This window comes from Parapedobacter soli (assembly GCF_025460835.1).
GTDB classification, from domain to species: domain Bacteria; phylum Bacteroidota; class Bacteroidia; order Sphingobacteriales; family Sphingobacteriaceae; genus Parapedobacter; species Parapedobacter soli.
This window is the reverse complement of the sequence record NZ_JAMXAY010000051.1, coordinates 1-23,177: the sequence shown is the minus strand read 5'-3', so window position 1 is coordinate 23,177 and position 23,177 is coordinate 1. Positions and strand designations below refer to the sequence as shown.

The following is a 23,177-nucleotide window of genomic DNA, read 5'->3' as shown; positions in this document are numbered from 1 at the left end:
TATCAATTTGTAATTAATTGCATTAATCTGTCTGCCTGCTCCACCGGCAGACTGCATGTTTTGTTGCGGCACACATACGCTCTTGTTACAGCGCTTATCCGTCCTGCCAACAATGGAAGGGTTCCTTTTGTTCCCCCCAAGATCATTTTGTTGGGCACGTAATGCCTGTCCAGCTCCCGGCGCAAGTCCAACCACTCTGGGCCGGTCAGCACTACTTCCAAGGTTCCGGCTACCTCGTCCAGCAACTGGATTGCCCAGTTGGCATAAGCCGATCCATAGGCAGCGATATGTGGCACAACATTGGCCAATTGCTGGTTTGCAATAGCTGTATACCGCGGCTCATCAAACGCCAGTCCAAGCCAGCGGAGCTGCCGGGCAATGGTAGAGGTGGAAGAAGAGATCACATTGTCCATGGTTTCCGTTTTCCGGGCAATGAGCTGCTCGGCATGTGCCGACGTATAATAAAACACGGAGGCCTCTTCATCATAAAAGTTGGTTAAGACATACTCCACCAACCGCTTCGCCTGGTGGAGCCAAGTCTCATCGAATGTTGCCTCGTATAAAGCGATATAAGCTTCGATCGTAAAGGCATAGTCGTCCAGGAAGCCCGGGATACCCTTACCTTTTGCGGGTGGCTGGCGCCATAAACCGCCCTCTGCGGCGTATAGCTGTGCTTCGATGAACGCCGCGTTGGCCAATGCCACGTCGAGGTACGCGGAAACGCCAAAAACCCGGTAAGCATCCACAAACCCTTTCAGCATCATCGCATTCCAAGCGGTTATCAGTTTATCGTCCAACCCGGGGCGCACGCGGTTGTTCCGGTAGTCGAGCAATCTACGCTTTGCGTCGGCCAGGAAGGCCTCCCACTCTGTCTCGGAAAAGCCTGCTTCCTGAGCCATGTTGTCGGCGTCGATGTCGATTTTAAGTACGTTGGTATGCTCTTCCTCCCAGTTGCCAATGTCAGTAACCCCAAAATAGCGAATAAACAGCGTTGCATCATCGCCGAGCACTTCGTTGATTTCTTGTTGCTGAAACGTATAGAATTTTCCTTCCACACCTTCACTGTCGGCATCCAGGGCACAGTAAAAGCCGCCTTCGGGGCTGGTCATCTCACGCTGCACCCATTGCAGCGTTTCGCTCACTACACGTTTATACTGAGTTATGGGTCGTTGTTGCCATGCTTCGGCAAAAAGGCTCACCAGCTGTGCATTATCATAGAGCATTTTCTCAAAATGCGGAATATGCCAATGTTCATCTACGGAATAGCGTGCGAAGCCCCCTCCCACGTGGTCATAGATCCCACCCGAAGCTATTTTGCGGAGGGTGAAGTGTACATGGTCGACTACCCCGGGGTCATCCATCAGCACACCATAACGCAGTAAAAACAGCCAGTTGTTGGGCAGCGGAAACTTAGGCGCACCGCGGTGTCCACCCTCTTCGGTATCAAAGCGTTTTTTCCAAGGCGTAACAATATTCGCTAAATCTTCCTTGGAATAAGTTTCGGGGACCGGCGCAATGGGTAGCTGCTCACTTTGCTGGATACCGTCCGTAAGCCGTTCCGCATACTCGTAAGCCAATTCAGGGCTTTTCTCCCACATGGTTACCAGTTGTTGCAAGAATTCCTTCCAATACTGGGGCGGGAAATAAGTCCCCCCATAAATCGGCCGGCCGTCGGGCAAGCACACACAGTTCAGTGGCCATCCACCCTGTCCTGTCATCAGCTGCACGGCCACCATGTATATCTGGTCGATATCGGGCCTTTCCTCGCGGTCTACCTTGATGGACACGAAATGTTGATTCATCAAAGCAGCGATAGATTCATCCTCGAAGCTTTCCCGCTCCATCACATGGCACCAATGGCACGCCGAGTAACCGATACTAACGATAATGAGTTTGTTTTCTGCTTTGGCTTTTTGCAAGGCCTCCTCCCCCCAAGGATACCACTCAACGGGATTAAATTGGTGTTGCCTCAAGTATGGCGAGGTCTCGTTATGGAGTTTATTCGGCATTTGGGGGTAAAGTTAAGGTTTTTCTGCAGAACATAGCAAACAGCGCAACGCTATCTTTGACTAAACTTCTTTGCCTGGATCTGTATACCAAACCTTAGTTCCCATCCCGCCGGATATCGAGGCCCAATCGGGTACATTATCGAAACGGATATGGACGATACTACACGTGGTAAGGTTATAAACCGAGTCGTCAGCCAGGTAATTGACCAGCAGGGTAAGCCCTGGATTATGTCCAAAAAAGGCTACACTATCAACACTATTGTCCAATTCGCAGACGATTTGCAGCAATGTATTGGGCAAGGCTTCGTATATCCGAGGCTCGAGTTTTATCTCATTCACAGGGATGTCCAGGGATTCGGCGAAAATCTGCGCCGTTGTAATGGCCCGTTTTGCCGGGCTACTGACCAGCAGTTGGGGTTTCACGGCATGATCGGCCAGCCGTTTGGCCATTCTCGGTGCGTTTTTGAATCCACGCGAGTTGAGCGGCCGGTCGAAATCACTTACGTCGAAGCCCCAATCCGATTTTGCGTGCCTGACGATGAATAAATGCTTGGCCATGATACACCCCCCTCTGTCTAATTAAGTTACCAAAAGATAAGACATACTGCAACCCTCGTACCGATTTACGAAAAACATACGAAATACGAAAAAAACATCTCGCTTTTAGCCCCGGGCACACCATAGAACCACATAAGCTTCATGATAACATAACATCCTCTAAATACAGGCTGTTTAACTTAGCAGCTTCAACGCCGAGTGGACGTTTATTCGACGATTAGGGCATTGCAGCTGCTGGTTGCTTTTCCTAACAGTGCGTCGAGCAAATGAGTTTGGAAAAAAATACAGGCTAGGCTTTACTTTGTATTTGCTGATTTTTTTTGCTGAAAATGAGTAAAATAAAAAAATATGTGCCATAACCATGGCCCGGAACGACGATTTCTTCTTAACCCGTTGGATTGACTATTACGCAAAACACCTTGGGGAAGAACACCTGTATATCTTCCTCGACGGCGAGGATCAGCCCATCCCGAAAAATGCTGGAAAGGTGAATGTAAAGCATGAAAAGCGCGTTGTGGAACATGTTGTCCGCGCTGAGAAGCGCCGCTTAGGATTTCTTTCCAAAGTGGCAGGGCGCTTGCTCCAACACTACGATTTGGTCATCGGCGCAGACGCAGATGAATTCCTGGCCGTGGACCCTCGCTGCGGAAAAACATTGGTCGAATACCTAAGCGAAATTAAGATTGCACCTTCGGTATCGGGCCTAGGCTTGGATGTTGGACAGAAGTTGGGCGAAGAGGCTAAGCTTGACGACACATTGCCTTTTCTCACGCAACGGCAGTATGCTTTGGTATCCGCACGATATACCAAACCGTCGGTCATATCAAGCCCAGTCAGTTGGGGTTCCGGCTTCCACCGGGTTTTAGGACATAACTTCAACATCGACCCCAACCTATATTTACTACATTTTGGCTCTGTTGATTACGATATCATTCAGCAACGATTCCTCGATAAAGACCGGATGGCAACGGGACGCAAGCGCCACATCATGAAAAGGGCGAAGACCATTGATATGGTGACTAAAAAAAAGGCCCAGCAGGGAGACGTATGGTTCCCATGGGCACGCACTGTCCAGGCATGGGTCAGGCCGCCATATGCATGGAATAAGCCCACGATGGCAAATTGGAAATTAGTTGTAAAGCTTCCTGAGTCATTCAGAAATATCGTTTAACTCCTGTCTCCTGACCAAAAAAGCCAGCAGTGAAAGAATTCATAGAGAACCTACTCCCTTATGAGCGCGACCTGTTTTTCCTGTTAAATGGTAGCAACTCTGTTTTTTGGGACAATGTGATGTGGATCGTAAGCAGAACTAGTGCATGGTTTCCATTCTATGTATTTGTGGCACTGTTTCTTTTTTACAAAACGTTGAAAAAAGAAGCGGCACTTGTGTTGATTTTCTTCATCTTGATGATTGTTGTGTGCGACCAATTTTCATCTGGATTGGTGAAGCCCTTTTTTGAACGGCTCCGCCCTACCCACCATCCTGATTTCAAAGACTTCGTGGATATGGTGAATGAGCATCGAGGTGGCGGGTTCAGTTTCATTTCAGGACATGCGACAAACAGCTTCGGTTTTGCTGTTTTTTTGTCGTTGGTATTCCGAAACCGCTGGGTAACGCTCGTGTCACTTGTTTGGGCAACGCTAATCAGTTATTCCCGGATTTACCTCGGGGTGCACTTCATTTCGGATGTTGTAGGCGGTGTATTGGCAGGCATACTCATAGCAACGATTTCGTACGCCGTATTCGCATCTCTCCGGAAAAAACTTTTTCATCTGGATTCTTCTGAAAAAACGCGAATCTATTCCCCGCAACACGGAAAAATATTAGCTCTAGCGTTTACGGCCTATTTTCTTGGTGTTGTACTTTTCGGCGTGTTCTTTCCTTGATCAGTCTTTTCAACCCAGCTATCATTACTTCTGAGCACAGCGTTCTTCGAGAACATCGTTCTACTTCTCGTTTCGCTGGTTAATGATAACATCGGCAAACGACCCGGCAGGCAGTCTTTTTTTGGAGAGATAGAGCGATAGTTTATGCATGTTACATTTTGCGACGGCTTCCTCATAAACCTTACGATCAAATTTATCGAACGCAGCGACTTGTAGCTTGTGACAATCGGTATGCCCAACAATCTCACAATTCAAACTCTTCCATTCCGGATTCCGTATCATACGGTTGAACATGATTTGAAAAAAGAAATAATGATTGATTTCCGGCTCTCTTTTCCAATACTCAAGATGAATGGAAAGCAAATCGTCAATAATTTTATGGTGCGGTTTCGCTACGATAAAGGAGTTGAGCAACTTGACTTGGTGATTTGGATTCCAACTAAAAAATAAGGGGTCACTTTTATTGAAAAAAGACGCATCAGGAGGTGGGGTTTCGGCACGTTGAAGCGCAAAAAAGTCTTGTTGGAGCCAGTCCATCTCCAGCGGTTTCGTCAGGTAGATGGTCGAATCGAGCCAAACACCTCCATAAGCCGAAAGCAGTTGTAATCGAACAAGATTCGCTATTTTGGGAAAATCAAATCCACCCGTACCGAATTTCTCCCAGACCAGATCGGGTAATTCATCAACATACTCGTGTAATGTATCTTTCGATAATACAACTACCTCGTATCCGTTGTTGTGCTTTTTCACGGAATCCAAGCAGATCTTCACAATTTTAGGTATGTCTTCATCTACTCCCTGTTGCCAAAACTGCCAGGTTATTTTTTTTCCGACCAGTTCGGGCTTTTTGGCAACCGTCACCACCTTTTCTATTTTCCCTGTTAAAAATTCCGCGATATAACCATCTAATTTCCCCGCCACTTCGGCTTGTAAAAGCAAATCCCTTTTCGCTTTTCTAGCCTTTTTCAGCTGTTTTGGCTTGCTGCTGATTTTTCTGAAGAAAAACGCTGCTTCCCTGACCGTGTTTTGCAACAGCTGTTTCATTTCTCTACTACGTTTATTTTACCGTCCGCCTTATTTTTGACCTTACTGTTCCCGGAACACCCGCTGTTAAGCAATATATTTCTTTAGGTAATACCTCAGCCTACTCGGCCGTTTAATCTCATTTGCTTCCATAAAATCTTTTATAACGCCACGTGCTTTCCGGCGATTTTCACTGCTTTGCTTTTCACGGACCGGGTCATGCTTTTTGTTGAGGATAGAGCCTTCCCGATTTTTGTAGTAATACAAAGCACCGGGACAGAGGGCCACCTTGTTGGCATAATAAATCATTTCGACCATAGCAGGCGTGTCTTCCTTGGGCACCAAATCGGGGAACGAAAGATGCTGTTGGTTCCAAAATTCCCGCCTAATCAAGTACCGCCATGCCCATCCACGTATGGTTACTTCTGTCTTCTCCAATTTATCGTTGGTATCCACTAAGGCTTCGCTTTTCCGGAACCAAATACTTTTTATTGGTTTTTTTTCATAAAAAACCGAGCAGGCTGCAACGTCGGCTTGGGCTTCTTCCACACCATGAATCAATGTTTCATAAAAATCAGGGCTAAGCCAGTCGTCCGAATCCATAAAATGGATATATTCTCCTGTTGCATGTTCAACGCCCGAATTTCTTGCGGTGGGCAAGCCTCTGTTTTCTGAGTGCTCAACCAATTTAATGCGCGGGTCTTCTGCTGCAACCCGGGTGGCGATTTCGGTGGAACCATCAGTCGGGCAGTCCAACACGCAAATAACCTCCAAATTGCTATAGGTTTGGAAACGAACGGAATTCAACGCCCGTAACAAATATCTTTCAACATTGTACACCGGCATGATTACACTGATTTTTTTATCAAATTTGCCGTATTTTATCGGGTTGTTATCGCAGGTATATTTTCCCGTGATACGTTCTTTTAGCCGGAGAACTGCTTTGGCGGGGCGCTTGATTTTATAATCCCGGATTAAGTCTTTTATCGTCCTTTTTGCAGTTCGTACATTTTCTTTCCATTGTTTCTTTTGCTGCGGATTGTCACTGCTTCTGTTTCGGTTCAGGATGGAAGAGCTTCTATTTTTATAAAAATACACGGCATCCCGACAAACCGCTAGTTTATTTGCATGATGTACGATTGAGATAGCAACAACGATATCTTGCATTGGGATGAAATCCGGAAATAGAAAACCGTGCTCGTCCCAAAAGCTCTTTTTGATTAAATATCTCCATACCCAACCCCGATACAGAACTTCGGATTTATGAATCTTATTTCGACCAGTTATAACTTCATCATCCGCGAACCAAATGCTTTGTTTCGGTTTCCTCTCGTAAAACACCGAACAAGCGCAAACATCCGCGCCCGTTTCATTTGCCGCGTTCAACAGAATTTCGTAAAAATCGTGATTTATCAGATCGTCCGAATCCATAAAATGGATATATTCACCCGTTGCATTTTCGACGCCCGAGTTCCTCGCGCGGGGTAATCCTCGGTTCTCCGAGTGCACAACCAATTTAACGCGCGCGTCTTCAGCTGCAATTCGGGTGGCGATTTCAGCAGAATTATCACTCGGATCGTCCAACACGCAAATAATTTCCAAATTTCGGTAGGTTTGAAAGCGAATGGAATTCAATGTTGGCAACAAATATTTTCCTGCATTATAAACAGGAATGATTACACTGATTTTTTGATTCATTTTCATACCTGTCCCTTGCTTAATTCTGCGAAATACGTACCGGAGTAATCAATTCCCGTTGGCACTTTATAAGTTGTTTTTTGAAAAAATGATGCTTTTTTTATGCTGTCCCACTCATTTTTATCGAATTTCTCCAGTAGCTTGTCTCCTACAAGCTGCTGGATGCCGTCCTCTGAGACATGAGGCATTTTTTCAAACAGATTACCTGCTTTCCGGTTCTTCTCTACCAATGCTTTAAACATTAAATGGATTTGGAAATAGTCGATTCTTCTTGTCTCTTTTTCCCAATATGCCACACACACATGCGATACCACGCATCACACAAAAAACTACTTCTTTTGGCACGAATGAAACAGCTTTGTATAAACGAATAAGGAAAATGAGTTCGCTCTCCCGTCAGAAACATGAAGAACTCTTCCTCAAGAATATACTCAGGTATAAAATCGGTCATGTAACCCGTTGCGTCCAACCAGACTCCGCCATGGTTTTTCAATAAGTTCAGCCTTAGCAAATCGGAAAAATGGGTATGATCAATTTGCCCTTTTTCGAATTTATCTAAAACATAGCCGGGCAGATCCGAATACTCACCCATGGTAGAGCGATCAAGTACCTTATGTTCGAAGTTTCCTTTAAACCTATCGACGCTTTCCAGCGAAGCCTTCACAATTCGAGGTGTCATCCGTCCCGAAGGGTTATCCCAAAACTGCCAGATTGTTTCTGGGCTCGCCACTGTCACTTCTTTTCGAACCAGATAGTCGGTTGCTGGTAGGTATTTCCGAGAAAAATAATCCGTCAATATTTTTGCTTTAAGTAATTCGCCCTTGTGTTTGTTCCTTTTAGTATCGCCACTTCGCAGCCAGCCGATAAATCGGCTTAAAAATACAGCGGTTTTTATACGAAGTTGGGTGAATTTCCGTGAACAACTCATGCAAATATTTTTGTCGGATAATGGTTCAGTGGCGACCACTATGTTCTATTGGTTCTCTTTGTTGCACTTGGGTTGCCCATTTTTGTCCAAAGATAAGTCTTTGAAGAGGAAATCAAAAGCCGTATCACCACTTCTACGGTTAACGGTGTGTTAATTCTTCTTCTCAACAGCTGTGGGACGGGTATCTCAACCGATCAATACATCATCAAATGTACTGAACGGCGGAACGATTTTCAGGAAACAGGGGTGTGCTTTTGGAAAATCTACTTTTCAGGGAATTGTACAGGCGTTTCGGAAATATCTACGAAACACATATTTATGGTTGCTTCAATGCGACTAAGTAGTCGATTTCCGTTTCACAAGAATCGGAAAAATCTGGAATACGATTCCATATTTTTCCGACAATTCATTACATTTGTATATGATTCCTCGCATTGCTGCACAAAAGTTAACACAATTGGCCTCGCTATTTAAAGCTGTTGCCGTAATCGGCCCACGGCAATCCGGCAAGACGACGTTGGTGCGTGCGCTTTTCAACGAAAAACCATATGTCTCTTTGGAAGATCCGGACACGAGACAATATGCACTGGAAGATCCACGCGGTTTTTTAGCAAATTATCCTGAAGGAGCTGTACTTGATGAGGTACAACGAACACCCGACCTGTTTTCTTACCTACAGGGGATTCTTGATGAGCGAAACAAAATGGGTGAATTTATACTGACGGGTTCGAATAATTTTCTGCTACAACAGAATATCACACAAAGTTTAGCCGGCAGAGTAGCGTACCTACAATTACTACCTTTCGCATTGCAGGAGTTATATGACCGGGATGCCCCGGAGTTAGCCCGGCAGGACAAGGTGCTACTTCAGGGTTGCTACCCCCCAATACACGACTACGCCATCCCGCCGGTGGATTGGTTTCCGAATTACCTGCGAACCTACGTAGAGCGAGACGTACGACAAATCAAAAACGTAACGGATTTAATTGTTTTTGAACGATTTGTACGCCTGCTGGCAGGCCGGTCCGGACAGGAACTCAACATTACACCGCTGGCAGTTGAAGTGGGTGTAGACATCAAAACCATACAATCATGGATCGGTATCCTGGAAAGCAGTTTCATCATATTCCTGCTTCGGTCGCATTTTAAGAATTTTAACAAAACAGTTATCAAAAGACCGAAAATCTATTTCTATGATACCGGCCTGGTATGTTCGTTACTCGGGATAACTCAAGAAAAACAATTGGAAACCCACCCACTCAGGGGAAGTATTTTCGAAACATTGGTCGTATCTGAATTGGTCAAGAAAAGGACAAATACCGGAAGAGAAATAAACCTCTTTTATTGGAGAGACAAAACAGGGCGTGAAGTAGATGTGGTGATTGATGAGGTTGACAACCTCATACCCGTGGAAATCAAATCAGGAAAGACCGTCCATGCTGAGTTCTTTAAAAACCTCACCTATTGGATGGGGCTCAGTGGCATGCAAAAGGGATTCGTTATATACGGTGGCGACCTAAATCAATCCCGGAGCAATGGTATACAGGTAAATAGCTGGCGGGACCTCACCTTGGAAAATTTCCTTTAAACCGCTAGCTGTTGTGCTAGTACGATGCGTCGCTTACAGTGACAGATATTAGCACAATAATCGGAAGAACTCCGATTAGCTGTGATTATTTTGAACCACCGTAAGCCGATCGTACAACGCCACGGTTGGGCAGATATGAATAGGTAATGCGTAAAGGACATCGCCTACACGGAAACCGTGGCCAGCGGGCGCATCCAGTACCAGATGCTCTTCGCTGTGGCTGGTGGGTTTGAGGTCAGGTACGTCCAGAAAATGGCCTTATCGCCACGCCAACGGTCGATAATCTAATGGCTATCGACATGTCGAACAATGCGACAGTTTGATTCACATCTTAAAAAGAAAACAGCAAAACCATCACAATTATCCTATTTTTGCGATTATCCGCTCCGCGTCAAGGGGGATACCTCCGATGCGGAAATGACACTAAGAAAATGAGCAACCAACGTATGGAAATAGATTTGGTCTACCTGTGGGTAGATGGCAGTGACCCGAAATGGCAAGCCAAGAAGCGGGCTTTTACCGGTGCCATCAGTGACAATTCCGAAGTAAACAACAAGGGTCGCTACATCAACAATGACGAATTGAGGTATGCGTTGCGGTCGGTAGAAAAGCATGCGCCATGGATACAGCGTATTTTTATCGTAACAGACAATCAGCGGCCGGAGTGGCTGAATACGGATGACCCGCGCATACACATTGTAGACCATGCGGACATCATGCCGCCAGAAGCGCTGCCCTGCTTTAACTCGATTGTCATCGAGCATTTCCTATATCGGATACCGGGCCTATCAGAGTATTTTTTATTTGCCAACGATGATATGTTTTTCAACGCTGACGTTACACCGGCGTTCTTTTTCGGCAAAGATGGCTACCCGATTGTCCGGTTGCAGCGGAAACCCCTGGGCAAGTGGCGGTACCGCTGGAAGCGGCTTATCAATAAGCCACTTTCTAATTATAGGAACACCGTGGCCAATGCATCACGTTTAGTTGAGGAGAAATTTGGCAAGTATTATCCGGGTGTGCCCCACCATAATATCGACGCCTATCGGAAAAGCGATTACCAGACCGCGGTAGAAGACGTCTTCGACAAGGAAATAGAGACAGTTATGTCACACCATGTGCGCCACGAAGACGACATCCTAAGGGTGATTTACCTTTATTACGGATTGGCAATCGGACGTGGGCATCTCAAGCACGTTACCCGGAAAGAATCACTTACAATCGACCTCAACAAACCGGATTATAGGAAACGCCTCCTGCACTTCCAACCACAGCTATTCTGCTTGAACGACAACCAATATGTTTCGGATAGTGACCGCAGGCGCATCAAACCATTCCTACAATCGGTTTTTCCCAAAAAATCTACCTACGAAAAATAAAGGGTTAGGTGAGCCATTTGACGTACAGATAGGATATTCTCCCCGTCGGCACACCCGGTATCCTAATCCGGTGCTGGCGAGCGAATTTCTGTCTGAATGACTTGACATACTGGATATCGCGCCGCCTCCGTTGCCTATGTGCCTTGTCTTTTTTTGTCATGATGGAGTTCTCCTGTAGGCGGTAGGTATAAACGGCACCCGGCACAACCACCACGCTTTTGGCAAAAAAAACTGCCGGCAACGAAAAAGGCAGGTCCTCGATCAACCGCCCCTCTTCAAAGCGCAAACCGTGTTGCTTTAAAAAGTCAGCACGAAACAGGTACCTCCATACGTAGCCCCACTTACCTACGTTCGTTGCTTTCAATTTTTCCTGAACGGTTGTCAATACCCGTTGTTTCTCGAATAACATGGTCCGGTGCGGCTTTATCTCATTTATCATCCCACTACAGGCTATGTCTGCATCGGTTTCACTAACCGCAGCCGCCATTTCCCGGTAGAAATCGGGGTTAATCGAGTCATCCACATCCATAAAATGGACGTATGTTCCCGTTGCAGCGTCCATTCCGCTATTCCGTGCCGCCGACAACCCGCGGTTCTCCGGGAGGTGGATCGCTTTGACAGGGTATTGCGCAATAAGCTCAGCCGATCGATCGGTCGAACCATCGTTTACAACGATAATTTCTAAATTCTCATACGACTGGCTTTCCATATCTTCTAAACAAAGTCTGATGTATTTCTCACCGTTGTAAACCGGGATAATCACCGAAATCAAAGGGTTATCAGCAACCATAAGCAAATGATAATCAATAACGTTCGAAACTCGATGGCTTTCCCAAAATACTTGCAAAAGCATCATCTACGCCCTGCATGGTCTTGTCGTAATTGATGATGTGCTCGCTATCGTTTACGCAGACCAGTTTATAGGATTGTTCGCGTATGGCCTTGATGGCTTTAGGTGCCCTGAAAACGAGCGGGAACATTTTCGTGTCCTGGTAGGTATTATACGGGTTGAAATTGGATCTGCATATCTGCCATGTACGGAAAAGCTCCTGCGTATAATCTTCGGGACTCCGGAAGCGGTGCGATGACATCGCCGTCAACTCTTTACCGGCATAATCCCATACTTCCTCAAAGGTAGTCTTGGTATACGGCTGCGCATTATGGGGTGTGCGCAGGGTTACAAACTTCCCATAAGACTTCAACAGACGGGTCAACCGTGCCTTCTTGCCGTAGCTTTCATGGAACCATTTATCGTGATCGCGAGCCATCACCTGCTTTTTATCAAATCGTCGGTTGATGATTTCAATGTTGTTTTTCAAACACTTGCTCCATAGCGAAAAACCAAGGTTCATTCGAAAGGCGGCGATATCATTAGGGACGCCATCGACAAAAAAACGCGTTTCCGGCAAGTCGTTGATGATGAAAAAATCATCATTGAAATAAACGAAATGCTCTGCTAATCCGGGAATGTGATGCAGGTAAATCTCAATCAAGCTCGAATTAAAGCATGGTAAAAATTGTTTCGGAATATAGTCTTTGTGATCGACCATCCGCAGTTTCGGGTGACTGGTATCCAGCCATTCGGGTTGTTGGCCGCAGGTAACGAAATGGATGTTTCGTACCCATGGGGCAAATTTCTCCACACCACGGAACCAATACCGCAGTAGCCCATGGTCCCTAAAGCGTGCCTCGGTTACTTCATTCTTCTTGTTGTTTATCTTACCCGAATAGGCCGCAAAATCTCGCTGCCATTTCGGGTCATTCATGTCAACCCAGGTAATCACAAAGTCGATATCCATACCCTCCCGTTAAACGGTCAAACTTAGATAAAGTTGCTTTGATATGCAACTAGAATCGCGTCAACAAAAACGATTTCCATGCGGCACCCCATCATGGGCGTTAGGATGGATTGACCCCAATAGCCCGTTTCAACTGCCGTTTAAACGCTTTGCGGAGGCGCCGGAACCGCGCTTTGAAAATGCGGTATCTTTTCTTCCTTCTCGTTTTCGCAGATATCAGGCTTAGGGTACTCAGTAATGCGTCGGTAGTCTTGGCAACATCCAGTTGCTCTTCGGCGATTGCCCGGAGGCGCTCCCCGTCGCCGGGCCGGTATTTTGTAAACTCCACGATCAGCTCATCTTCCGAAAAATGTCGGTTGCGGTAGCGGCCGGAACAATTTGCTTCCACAAACACGTTGAATAAATGCGGGTGCAGGTATCCGTCGCCTTTATTGCCATTGTAATCGCGGCTGTCGAAAACAATGCACGGCCGCCCACAAGCCATGGCGTCATACACCGAACGGCCGATACCTACCACCAAATCGGCATCATTGATTTCCCGCTCGATATGGAATGTAGGATTTTTATGTTTGTTGAATGCGGTAAAGCCGACGCCAAGCCGGCGGCACACGTCGCGCAATAAGCTATTGGCCTCTTCGCTTTGGCAGAGCGACAGCACTTTTTTCAATTGCGGATTAAGCGGCCTTTCGGGCCGCTTCTGCTGCAGGTCGAGCCCATTAAGCACCAACACACTGTCAAATCCCTTCCTTTCGAGGCTATCGCAGACTTCTTTTGATATCCCCACGTGGAAATCGGCATAGACCGACGGGAATTCCAATCCCATAATAGCACCATGGCAGATCTGCACAATGGGTCCTTTCCCATACAGCGCCTCCACAGTAACATTGTGCGTAACGAGAATCAGGTCGTATTTTTCCTTACGCATAAATGGAACACCCAGGTCATCTCTTAGGTAATCGCATAATCGGCCTTGTTTAATAGCGAAGAACTCCACCTCGATTTCGTCCCTGGACCTCAATTGTTTAATCAGGTCACAGGTATACGTCTCTGCACCACCAACATGATCAAGGGAGTAAATGCCCACAAGCACTGACATTTTCTTGTTACCGTTTGACGGAGACTTATTCAGCATAAAATCATTTCATTTAACCATAGGTAGAAGAGGGGCCGCAAAAGTCACTCCAATATCAGCAAATCGTCAATCGCAATCCCAAAATAAAATTCGCTTCCTTTGTACTCATGCATTACTTATAGAAGTAATAGAGAAATGTATGTTGGTTTTATTTAAACGTATCAAAAGAAAGTTATCCATCAGATGATTAAACCGTTCTTTTCCATTGTAATCCCCACTTATCAATCCGCAAGCACCATCAATTCCTGCCTAACGAGCGTCCTTGACCAATCGTTCACCGATTTTGAAATAATTGTACAGGACGGGCAATCAACGGACGGTACATGCGATTTGATTCGCAAGTTTGCCGATTCCCGCTTACGGCTTTTTTCAGAAAAAGATTGCGGCGTTTACGATGCCATGAACCGTGCTATCGGCCGGCTGTCGGGCCAGTGGGTGTTATTCCTTGGCAGCGACGACCGGCTATACGCTGACGACACCCTAGCGATGCTCCACACCTTTTTAGCCAGCACCCCCTCCGCCGATCTGGTTTATGGCAACGTGATCATGGCCGGCGATAGCCACTGGATAAAGGACGGTGAAATCTACATGGGTGAAACCCATCTGGCCTTACTTTTTCAGAAAAACCTTTGCCAACAATCGATTCTGTATAACAAGCAGATATTTGAACGCGGTGAACGTTATAATTTGACCTATCCTGTTCTCGCCGACTACGATCTCAACTTACGTTGCTTCGCCCGCTATAAAATCACATATACAACGCAGGTCATTGCAGTCTATTCCACCGGGGGCTTGAGTTCGACAACGGCAGACGAACCGTTCGCACGCGATAAATGGATCAACATTATACGCTACTATCGTTACGCGCTACTCTCGGCATCCTTGGCGGCACATAAACAGGATTTTAAGCGTGCTGCAAAACACCTGCTGCGAAATGGAACGCCACAGGAACGCATGCTTGCGCTGGCTGTTTATCTCTATTTCAAGTTCACCTAGTGTACTGTTCACCTAGTGCACTCGACTCAAGATGTCTTTTAGTTTCTCCCCTACCTGCTCAACAGAATAAGGTTCCAGCGCAGCAAGCGCACCCTGCGAAAGGTCAGCCCACAGTTGGTTGTCGTGATATAACTCCAAAATAGCTTCTGCAAATTCGTCTGCCGTGTTTGCTCGTAAGTAATGCTTCCGGTCGACGAGCCCCATGCCCTCCGCCCCGATATCGGTAGTCACTACCGGCAACCCAAATTCAAAACTCTGGCCGATTTTACCTTTCATCCCTGCACCGAAACGCAACGGCGCAACGAAAACCCGACTAGACAAAAAATATGGCGATACATCAGGGATATAACCCGGAACATGCACCCTATCAGACCGTAGGTCGAGCACCTCTTGGGTGGGGAGGCTCCCCAATAAGTAGACTACTACGGTGGGCAGTTTCTGCCAGACCAGCGGCATTATATCGTTGACCAGCCAACTCGCCGCGTCTACATTTGGCAAATGGCGAAATCCGCCTATAAAACAAAGCCCTTGCCGCTCCTCAAAACCCGGCAACTCCATCTTCACCGGACGGTGTATATTCGGAACGACGGCGACGTTGTTAATCCCATAGCTATTTAAACGTTTGGCCTCCAAGCCTGTAATGGCAATAACCGTATCAGCCTCACGCAGCAATGATAGCTCCATCCGCTTTTGCCGCTTCACTTTTTTCGCCTTACGCGGGGCTATCCTTCCTATTTCAAGGGCCCTCTCATCACGTAGGAAATGGATGTCGACCGTGTCGTTTATCCAATAGATACCTTTCTTTTTTATAAATCGCCCGTACCGCCGGTTCATCCGGGGCCTACTTATCCACGCCACATCAATCCAAGGAATCACCTGCCGTATGACGCTTTTTGACGACTTCTGAAAAACAGGCTTATTAAGCACCCACACCCCCATGTTGACGAGAAGCGAGTAATAGGGTTCCTCTTGGGTTTTCCTTTCCGGGGAAAATATGACATTCCAATCTAATTGTAGAAAAAGCTTAATCAATTCAAACATCCGGCGAGAGCCCGAATCCTGATCAAATGTCGGCAACAATGGCTCGACAATCAAGATACATCTCCGGTGATGGGTGAATTTCCGTGCGACAGCCTCCGCATCAGTGGTCTGTGGGAATGACCGAAAAACATCAGCCCACCTAGCCCGGAATTTCCCGGCATTGACAAACTGATAGCTCTTTACATTTGCCCCATCGGAAATCTTGCCAGAACTCACACCCTCGAAGTGCACCACCTGGGATAGCGGTTGGTAATAAACCTTTTTATTCAACCGGTATCTAATGCGGAAAGCCAAATCAGTATCCTCATAATAAGCGGGGGAAAAAGCTTCGTCAAACCCATCCAATGTGATAAGATCGGCCTTCAATACCAGGAGGCAAGCCCCCGAACAGTAGTCCGTTTCCCGGAGATAGTTATAAAGCACGTTTTCAGTGTCGTCAAACTTACCATAATTCGCCGGCTCACCCCTGAAATCGACAATCCCACCCGCCTCCTGAAGCAGGCCATAGGGATAAACCAGTTTCGCGCCAACCAGTCCAACCTTTTCGACCTGCTGGAAAGGAGCAATTAAATTCGCTAGCCAACCGGATAACACCTGTGTGTCATTATTCAGAAAACAGACATACGTTCCCCGGCAATAAGGTAGCGCCTTATTACACGACTTAAGAAATCCGATGTTCCTATCGTTGTCAATAACGACGATATTATCCATCTCAGCGAGTACCATAGCGGTATCGTCCGTTGAACAGTCATTGACAATAATGACCTCATAACTGACGCCTCGCGTATTGTTCAATATCGACAACAAGCAGTTGTAAGTAAAGCGAATGTGGTTATGAACGCAAATTACGATACTCACTTCGGGATGTTCGGACGCCGGGAACGAAAGCGGAGCAAACGATTCGGGGGGTGGCAATAAACCGGGTATTTCGAACTTGGCCAAACCAAGCAGCCGGCGACAAAATTTGCGGAAGGACAGCCACTTGTACCCGGCGAAAAGCGCCTTGTTAAACCGAAACAGGCTGATAGCTATCAAAAGAAAACGCTGGGCTATCGCTATCAAAAACGAGGGCTTCAACAACGGTATCGGCTTTCCCTGTTCCTTATTTTTGTAGTATTTGCGGGTAATGAAAAGGCTCAATGAGCGATTTCTGCCATCTATCCATCTGGAGATTTTATTGGCACGCATAAGGGTAGTAAATCAAAAACAAGTCAACTCGATCACTATCCATGCTGGGGGATGGACAAGCTCGTATATTCTCCTTCGTCTAGCGCATAGTGCAACCAATTCCTGAAGCTGTATTTCTCCTTCACCGCCATGGGCAACGGCCGATAGGGCTTCTCAATAAACTCATAGAGCTCATCAACCCCGCTATTATTCCGAATAAAAATATTGTCGGGATGGTAGAAGTCATATTCCATAGCGCGGGGGTTGTCGGTGATTACCTTCTTGTCAAACAAGAGTGCCTCAAAAAACCGGAAAGACAGACCGTCATGGACCGGATTCCGTAAATCAAGGATGACTTTGGTGTTATATGCGTACCGCACGTTCTCATCATAAGCCACCGACTTCGTCGTCGTTTTCAGTCCGTATGGCAAATCGATTGTTTTCTTGTAATGTAGGCGATACTTCACTTTTAAACCGAGCGACCTGCAATCTTGGATAATGTGCCCCAATTCGTCTATCCGTTGTTTTTCGTAACTTCCGGAGTAATACACATCTGACTGTAACGCCTCGTCATGCAGGTTCCTACATAATGCCACCGGTGCATAGTTGGTGATGGGCAGCACCAGCGGGACAGTGAGGTCATTGCCATCAAAAACAAAGAACCGGTCAAACAAACCGATGTAATCATACACATCCGGAAAACGGTCCAACCCGTCCCACTGGTAGCCGATCAATTTTTTCACCTTTGTCCGCAACCGCTTTATGAATTCTATCGGGTAAACATCCGGTCGTATAATCAATGCATAGTCTGCCACGGATAACGCATCCAATTTCTCCTCCAGCCTATCCCGGCTCGCCTCAAACTTCAACTTGGTTTTATAAGACCGGTCGCCTAATATCTCCCGGAAAAAAAAGCTTTGCAGCCGCTGGAACCTGTCTTTATATTTAAATTTATCGCCATAGAACGAAATATTGATTGTATTAAAACCGAGGTTTTCTAATTCAGCTTCAATAACACTGTCCCAATTAAACCGCTGAGGAGCTCCCAAAACAATTGTTTTTCCATCAAAAATCGCCATATAGTTTGTCATTATATCAAAAGGCAGGTGCTGTCCGACAACCAATTTCCTTCAATTAACCTGCCAGCTTTTCACTGTACTTTCTCAACGTAACGGGAATTCCAGTCTCAATGCTACTCGCAGCACGATATGTTTCAACAATTCTATCACGGGAATAAAGCGAAGCAAACACTGTGGGAAGCCCTGCCATTGTTCACACCAGTAAACAAAGTGTCCAATTATTACCCATCACTAACCGCTGAGGGCCAAAAAGCTCGCCGCCGCACAAAAAATCAGCAAAGATGCCATTGCCACTCGTCCGGTATTGTCAGATTGCTTAAATTTACCGCTCAGATCAACAATGGAACAAGTGTCATGAGCGAAAACATCCCCATTCAGGAAATAGACCCATATATCATACGGGCACAGGAAGCATTCTTACGTTTCAAGAAGCTAACCCTCAAGGAAAGGGCGGCATTTATGTATCTGGTTGCCGACGAAATCGAGTCGCTCGGCACAGAATTGATTGATGCCGCGCAATCGGAAACGAGCCTCGGCGAGGGCCGGCTTACCGGCGAGAAAGCACGCACGGTAAACCAATGGCGCATCTATGCCGATGCGCTGTTAAACAGCAATGTGCTGCCGGTACAGATCGACACTGCTATTCCCGGCCGCACGCCCCCCAGGCCGGATATCCGCAAAACCTACACCGGACTGGGTGTGGTGGTGGTGTTTGGGGCGAGCAATTTCCCGTTTGCATTCTCTACCGCTGGCGGCGATACGGCGTCGGCTATCGCCGCGGGGTGTTCGGTGATTTTCAAAAGCCATTCGGGCCACCCCAAGACCTCGGCCATTATGGCCAGCGCCATTGGACGGGCCGCGGCAAAGGCGGGCCTGCCCAACGGCATATTTGCTGCCATTGCCACGGATGGGGCTACCGGAGGGCAGTACCTGGTAAAACACCCCCTGGTCAAAGCGGTCGGCTTTACCGGATCGCTTTATGGCGGCAGGGCCTTATTCGACCTGGCCAGCCAGCGCCCCGACCCGATTCCCGTATTTGCCGAAATGGGTAGTGTAAACCCGGTTTTTCTACTTCCCGGGCGGCTAGCGGCGTCCGCCGAAGAGGTGGCCACGCAATACGCGGGTTCACTCACGTTAGGTGTAGGCCAATTCTGCACAAACCCCGGTATTTTTGTGGCGCCCAACACCAGCGACCTACCCCGTTTTCTCGACACGTTAGCGGCCCAGATCAGCCAGATTGCCCCCTCCCGGATGCTGCATCCTGGCATTGCCGCATCTTATCATAAAAACAAGGCCGACTTGCTGGGCCAAGCGGGGGTTGATGTATTGGTAGCCGTGAACGAAGACAGCCCCGAAACCCACGGCAATGCTACGGTAGCCACTGTTTCAGCGCAGCGGTTCCTCGCAAACCCCAAACTAGGTGAAGAAGTGTTCGGCCCTTTCGGGCTTGTGGTTACCTACGAAAGCCCGTCAGAAGCATTGGCCATAGCCAATCAGCTGGAGGGGCAGCTTACCACCACCGTTTTGGCAGAACCTTCGGAGCTGGGCCAACATACGGAATTGGTAGCGGCACTGACAGAAAAATGCGGCCGCTTGCTGCTCAACGGCTTCCCAACGGGCGTGGAAGTCTGCGGAGCTATGCAGCACGGTGGGCCGTACCCTGCATCTACGGATAGCCGGTTCACGTCGGTTGGGCCGGATGCCATCAAGCGTTTTGCACGGCCGATCAGCTACCAGAACTGGCCGGACGAGATGCTGCCGGACGAACTCAAAAATGCCAATCCGCTAGGTATCTGGCGCACGGTAAACGGTGAGTTGAACAAAGGAGAGCTACCCGGAGCGGTTTAACTGACCGCTACCTATTCGCCAAACAGCTCTTCAAATGTTTTCTCGAGTGCGAACAGCTCGTCCCGCAGTTTCGCCGCTTGCAGGAAATCCATTTCTTTGGCTGCTTTGTTCATATCTTTACGCACTTTATCGATAGCCTGCTGCAGCTGCGGCTTACTCATATACTGTACCAGCGGGTCGGCAGCGATGCTGCTTGTGGGCCCGGGCTCCACGTAAATCTTGGCGTCTCCACCTTTGAAATCCGCCACCGATGTCTGTTCCAAGATCGCTTCGCGGGATTTGCCCACCGTACGGGGTGTGATGCCATGCTCTTCATTGTATCGGATCTGCTTATCCCTACGCCGGTTTGTCTCGTCGATCGTTATCCGCATGCTCTGGGTTATGGTATCCGCATACATGATTACGCGGCCCTTATCGTTACGGGCTGCGCGGCCGATGGTTTGGATAAGCGATCGTTCCGACCGCAGGAATCCTTCTTTATCGGCATCCAAAATGGCTACCAGCGTCACCTCCGGCAGGTCAAGCCCCTCCCTTAGCAGGTTAATACCCACCAGCACATCAAATTCGCCCAGCCGCAATCCACGTAAGATTTCCACGCGGTCCAGCGTCTTGATTTCCGAATGGATATACCGAACGCGGATACCCAGCTTGGTCATGTACTTGGTGAGTTCCTCGGCCATGCGCTTGGTAAGCGTGGTTACGAGTATCCTTCCCCCCTCTTTGGCCACGCGGTCCACCTCATCCAACAGGTCATCTACCTGATTGATTACGGGCCGCACCTCAACCATCGGGTCGAGTAACCCCGTGGGCCGGATGACCTGCTCCACCACTACACCTTCGGTTTGCTGCAGCTCATAGTCACCCGGGGTCGCACTTACGTAAATGGTTTGACCTACGAGCGACTCGAACTCCGGGAAATTAAGCGGCCTGTTATCCAAAGCCGCCGGCAGGCGGAATCCGTATTCCACCAATGACAGTTTCCGCGAGCGGTCGCCGCCGTACATGGCCCGTAGCTGGGGGATTGTGACGTGGCTTTCGTCGATCACCGTCAGGTAGTCGTCGGGAAAGTAATCAAGGAGGCAGAACGGCCGCATACCAGGGTCCCTCCCATCGAAGAAGCGTGAATAATTCTCAATGCCACTGCAATAGCCCAACTCACGCATCATCTCCAGGTCGTAGTTGACCCGCTCTTCGAGCCGCTTCGCTTCCAACGGTTTGCCATCGAGCAATAGCTGTTCTTTGCGTAATTCCAGCTCTTCGCCTATCGCCCATAGCGATTGAGTAAACTTTTCCTTCGGCGTAACGAATAGATTGGCTGGAAACAAGGCCATGTCTTCCATCTTTTCGAGCGTTTTACCACTGATGGGGTCGATGACACTGAGCTCGTCTATTTCATCACCAAAAAAAGAGATACGATAGGCTTCATCCATGTAAGCCGGGAAAATATCGACGGTATCTCCTTTCACGCGGAAAGTACCCCGTTTGAAATCTGTGGTAGTACGGGCATACAATATCTCAACCAATCGGTGCAGGAAAGCATTGCGGCTGATGACGGTACCCACGGCAAACCGGAAAACCGAGCGCGAAAAATCTTCGGGATTACCCATACCATAGATGCACGATACAGACGAGACCACGATAACATCGCGCCGGCCAGACATCAAGGCCGATGTGGTGCGGAGGCGGAGTTTTTCGATTTCATCGTTGATGGCGAGGTCCTTCTCGATGTACGTGTTGGATGAAGCGATGTACGCCTCAGGCTGATAATAGTCGTAGTAGGAAACGAAGTAGTTTACCGCATTCTCCGGAAAAAACTGCTTGAACTCACCATAGAGCTGTGCCGCCAGTGTTTTATTGTGGCTCAATATCAATGTAGGCCGCTGGGTCTGCTGGATAACATTGGCCACGGTAAAGGTTTTACCCGACCCGGTTACCCCGAGTAGTGTCTGGTACGTCTCACCGGCGTTGACACCGTCGACCAATTGGCGGATGGCCTCGGGCTGGTCGCCCGTGGGCGTATATTCGGATGTGAGCTTGAATTTCATGTACTACGGACTTTTAAGAAACCGAGCGAGACGTGGATTGTATCACCGGGGGCAACAAAGATAAGGAAAAGCGGGTATATTGGTTTATGTTGAGTATCGTGAAGCCGTTTCCAGTATTTCAAAGCTTCATCAGCTTAATAAGTTCTTCTCTGTATCCTTGTTTAACAAGAGCCTTAACCAGTCCGTCGCCGTTAACATCTTTTTGAACCCATGGTTAAAGCGTCAGCGGCTCTTCTCTGACAAGATGTAGACGAATAATCTTGGGCAACCTGTCCTCGTCAAAATGGCATGTAACAGCGTCCTTTACTTCCTCTCGCAATTCTTCGAGTGTCTCAGCCTGAGTGAAAATAGACTCCCCCCAATGCCTTGGCCGTATAGCCGCCCTTGGGAACTTCTTCAACCCAAAAAAAGACGTCCTCGTTCATATAACGAAAGTACGGAAAAAATTGGTTAAACTAGGTATTCAATCCAATAGCTGTTAATACGTCAGGTAAGTACTTCCTGCTTGCAGGCATTTCCCGCTTGCTCATATCTGAATCAAATTACGCTCGATGTAAGGAAGGTAATGGGGTTTTATTCCTTTCCTGGATACAACGTCTACCTTGGTCTGAAATTCATCTTCCAGTTCGTTTGCAAGTTTAAAAAAATCCGATACCAATTGAGCCGTTAAAGTCCACCAGAATACCGATATCGCTGGCTTCAGCATGTTCATCACTTGCCACCGATCCAAATAGCGCCAACTCACTGATTGGGTAGCGCTTTTGCAAGGAAGGCTTCAACTGCTTACGCCAATGATGGCGTTCGATGATTTCTTTTAGTTTCATGCTACTTTTTTGACCACGCGTTTGCTCTCAGTTCTTCTGCGGTAATGTCTCGGGAAGTCGTTACCTATTTGGTTGAAAGTGGTACGTTAGCTAGGGTAAGATTACAGATGGAGCAAATAAAATCATTTTCAAATGAAACCACCACCAGCATTGGTTTTAGTTTCAGGGGCGTTCAG

Annotated in this window: 20 protein-coding genes; 6 read left to right on the top strand and 14 right to left on the bottom strand. The window is 47.6% G+C overall.

Annotated elements, in window-relative coordinates; translation table 11 throughout:
- Positions 1-2: 2 nt before the first annotated feature.
- Positions 3-2,009, bottom strand: a complete 2,007-nt coding sequence (locus tag NGM62_RS17665) for a thioredoxin domain-containing protein (RefSeq protein WP_262249611.1) — start codon at positions 2,007-2,009, stop codon at positions 3-5.
- A 60-nt stretch (positions 2,010-2,069) separates the two neighbouring features.
- On the bottom strand, positions 2,070-2,567 hold the full coding sequence (locus NGM62_RS17660; protein ID WP_262249610.1) for a SixA phosphatase family protein: 498 nt from the start codon (positions 2,565-2,567) through the stop codon (positions 2,070-2,072).
- Positions 2,568-2,928: 361 nt separating this feature from the next.
- Between NGM62_RS17660 and NGM62_RS17655 the strand changes: the two genes are divergently transcribed.
- Positions 2,929-3,738, top strand: coding sequence for a glycosyltransferase family 2 protein (locus NGM62_RS17655; protein ID WP_262249609.1), 810 nt, complete (start codon positions 2,929-2,931; stop codon positions 3,736-3,738).
- Positions 3,739-3,767: 29 nt separating this feature from the next.
- Positions 3,768-4,454 (top strand): phosphatase PAP2 family protein, encoded by a 687-nt coding sequence (locus NGM62_RS17650; protein ID WP_262249608.1) that lies wholly within the window; start codon positions 3,768-3,770, stop codon positions 4,452-4,454.
- Positions 4,455-4,514: 60 nt separating this feature from the next.
- Here NGM62_RS17650 and NGM62_RS17645 read toward each other — a convergent pair whose 3' ends face one another.
- The 4 genes from NGM62_RS17645 to NGM62_RS17630 all read right to left on the bottom strand — a co-directional run bounded on the left by NGM62_RS17645 (position 4,515) and on the right by NGM62_RS17630 (position 8,103).
- Entirely contained in the window at positions 4,515-5,498 is a 984-nt protein-coding gene (locus tag NGM62_RS17645; RefSeq protein ID WP_262249607.1) for a capsular polysaccharide synthesis protein, read from the bottom strand.
- Positions 5,499-5,564: 66 nt separating this feature from the next.
- The gene (locus NGM62_RS17640; protein ID WP_262249606.1) at positions 5,565-7,181 is read right to left on the bottom strand and encodes a glycosyltransferase family 2 protein; all 1,617 of its coding nucleotides are present in this window, start codon (positions 7,179-7,181) and stop codon (positions 5,565-5,567) included.
- Positions 7,178-7,471: a capsular polysaccharide synthesis protein gene (locus NGM62_RS17635; protein ID WP_262249605.1), complete on the bottom strand. Its 294-nt coding sequence runs from the start codon at positions 7,469-7,471 to the stop codon at positions 7,178-7,180. Before NGM62_RS17635 ends, NGM62_RS17640 begins: the two co-directional genes overlap by 4 nt.
- Positions 7,417-8,103, bottom strand: a complete 687-nt coding sequence (locus tag NGM62_RS17630) for a capsular polysaccharide synthesis protein (protein ID WP_262249604.1) — start codon at positions 8,101-8,103, stop codon at positions 7,417-7,419. The genes NGM62_RS17635 and NGM62_RS17630 overlap by 55 nt, the downstream gene beginning before the upstream one ends.
- A gap of 421 nt (positions 8,104-8,524) precedes the next feature.
- Here NGM62_RS17630 and NGM62_RS17625 point away from each other — a divergent pair, with 421 nt between their 5' ends.
- Positions 8,525-9,691 (top strand): ATP-binding protein, encoded by a 1,167-nt coding sequence (locus tag NGM62_RS17625; protein WP_262249603.1) that lies wholly within the window; start codon positions 8,525-8,527, stop codon positions 9,689-9,691.
- Positions 9,692-9,766: 75 nt separating this feature from the next.
- Here the strand turns inward: NGM62_RS17625 and NGM62_RS17620 are convergent, their stop codons facing one another.
- On the bottom strand, positions 9,767-9,940 hold the full coding sequence (locus NGM62_RS17620) for a hypothetical protein (protein ID WP_262249622.1): 174 nt from the start codon (positions 9,938-9,940) through the stop codon (positions 9,767-9,769).
- A 182-nt stretch (positions 9,941-10,122) separates the two neighbouring features.
- Here NGM62_RS17620 and NGM62_RS17615 point away from each other — a divergent pair, with 182 nt between their 5' ends.
- On the top strand, positions 10,123-11,070 hold the full coding sequence (locus NGM62_RS17615) for a stealth family protein (RefSeq protein WP_262249602.1): 948 nt from the start codon (positions 10,123-10,125) through the stop codon (positions 11,068-11,070).
- Positions 11,071-11,074: 4 nt separating this feature from the next.
- Here the strand turns inward: NGM62_RS17615 and NGM62_RS17610 are convergent, their stop codons facing one another.
- From NGM62_RS17610 to NGM62_RS17600, 3 genes are all read right to left on the bottom strand, one after another.
- A complete protein-coding gene (locus NGM62_RS17610; protein ID WP_262249601.1) occupies positions 11,075-11,860 on the bottom strand; it encodes a glycosyltransferase in 786 nt (261 codons plus the stop codon).
- 13 nt (positions 11,861-11,873) lie between these two features.
- On the bottom strand, positions 11,874-12,869 hold the full coding sequence (locus tag NGM62_RS17605) for a Stealth CR1 domain-containing protein (protein WP_262249600.1): 996 nt from the start codon (positions 12,867-12,869) through the stop codon (positions 11,874-11,876).
- Positions 12,870-12,969: 100 nt separating this feature from the next.
- Positions 12,970-14,001, bottom strand: coding sequence for a hypothetical protein (locus NGM62_RS17600; RefSeq protein WP_262249599.1), 1,032 nt, complete (start codon positions 13,999-14,001; stop codon positions 12,970-12,972).
- Between the two features lie 183 nt (positions 14,002-14,184).
- Here NGM62_RS17600 and NGM62_RS17595 point away from each other — a divergent pair, with 183 nt between their 5' ends.
- Positions 14,185-14,997 (top strand): glycosyltransferase family 2 protein, encoded by an 813-nt coding sequence (locus tag NGM62_RS17595; RefSeq protein ID WP_262249598.1) that lies wholly within the window; start codon positions 14,185-14,187, stop codon positions 14,995-14,997.
- A 12-nt stretch (positions 14,998-15,009) separates the two neighbouring features.
- Here NGM62_RS17595 and NGM62_RS17590 read toward each other — a convergent pair whose 3' ends face one another.
- Both NGM62_RS17590 and NGM62_RS17585 read right to left on the bottom strand, forming a co-directional pair.
- Complete coding sequence (locus tag NGM62_RS17590; RefSeq protein ID WP_262249597.1) at positions 15,010-17,226, bottom strand: glycosyltransferase; 2,217 nt, start codon at positions 17,224-17,226, stop codon at positions 15,010-15,012.
- 35 nt (positions 17,227-17,261) lie between these two features.
- Complete coding sequence (locus NGM62_RS17585) at positions 17,262-18,284, bottom strand: hypothetical protein (RefSeq protein ID WP_262249596.1); 1,023 nt, start codon at positions 18,282-18,284, stop codon at positions 17,262-17,264.
- A 354-nt stretch (positions 18,285-18,638) separates the two neighbouring features.
- Here NGM62_RS17585 and NGM62_RS17580 point away from each other — a divergent pair, with 354 nt between their 5' ends.
- Positions 18,639-20,132, top strand: coding sequence for an aldehyde dehydrogenase (NADP(+)) (locus tag NGM62_RS17580; protein WP_262249595.1), 1,494 nt, complete (start codon positions 18,639-18,641; stop codon positions 20,130-20,132).
- A gap of 11 nt (positions 20,133-20,143) precedes the next feature.
- Here the strand turns inward: NGM62_RS17580 and uvrB are convergent, their stop codons facing one another.
- Positions 20,144-22,177, bottom strand: coding sequence for an excinuclease ABC subunit UvrB (uvrB, locus tag NGM62_RS17575; protein WP_262249594.1), 2,034 nt, complete (start codon positions 22,175-22,177; stop codon positions 20,144-20,146).
- 638 nt (positions 22,178-22,815) lie between these two features.
- A complete protein-coding gene (locus tag NGM62_RS17570) occupies positions 22,816-23,001 on the bottom strand; it encodes a nucleotidyltransferase family protein (protein ID WP_262249593.1) in 186 nt (61 codons plus the stop codon).
- Positions 23,002-23,177 lie beyond the last annotated feature (176 nt).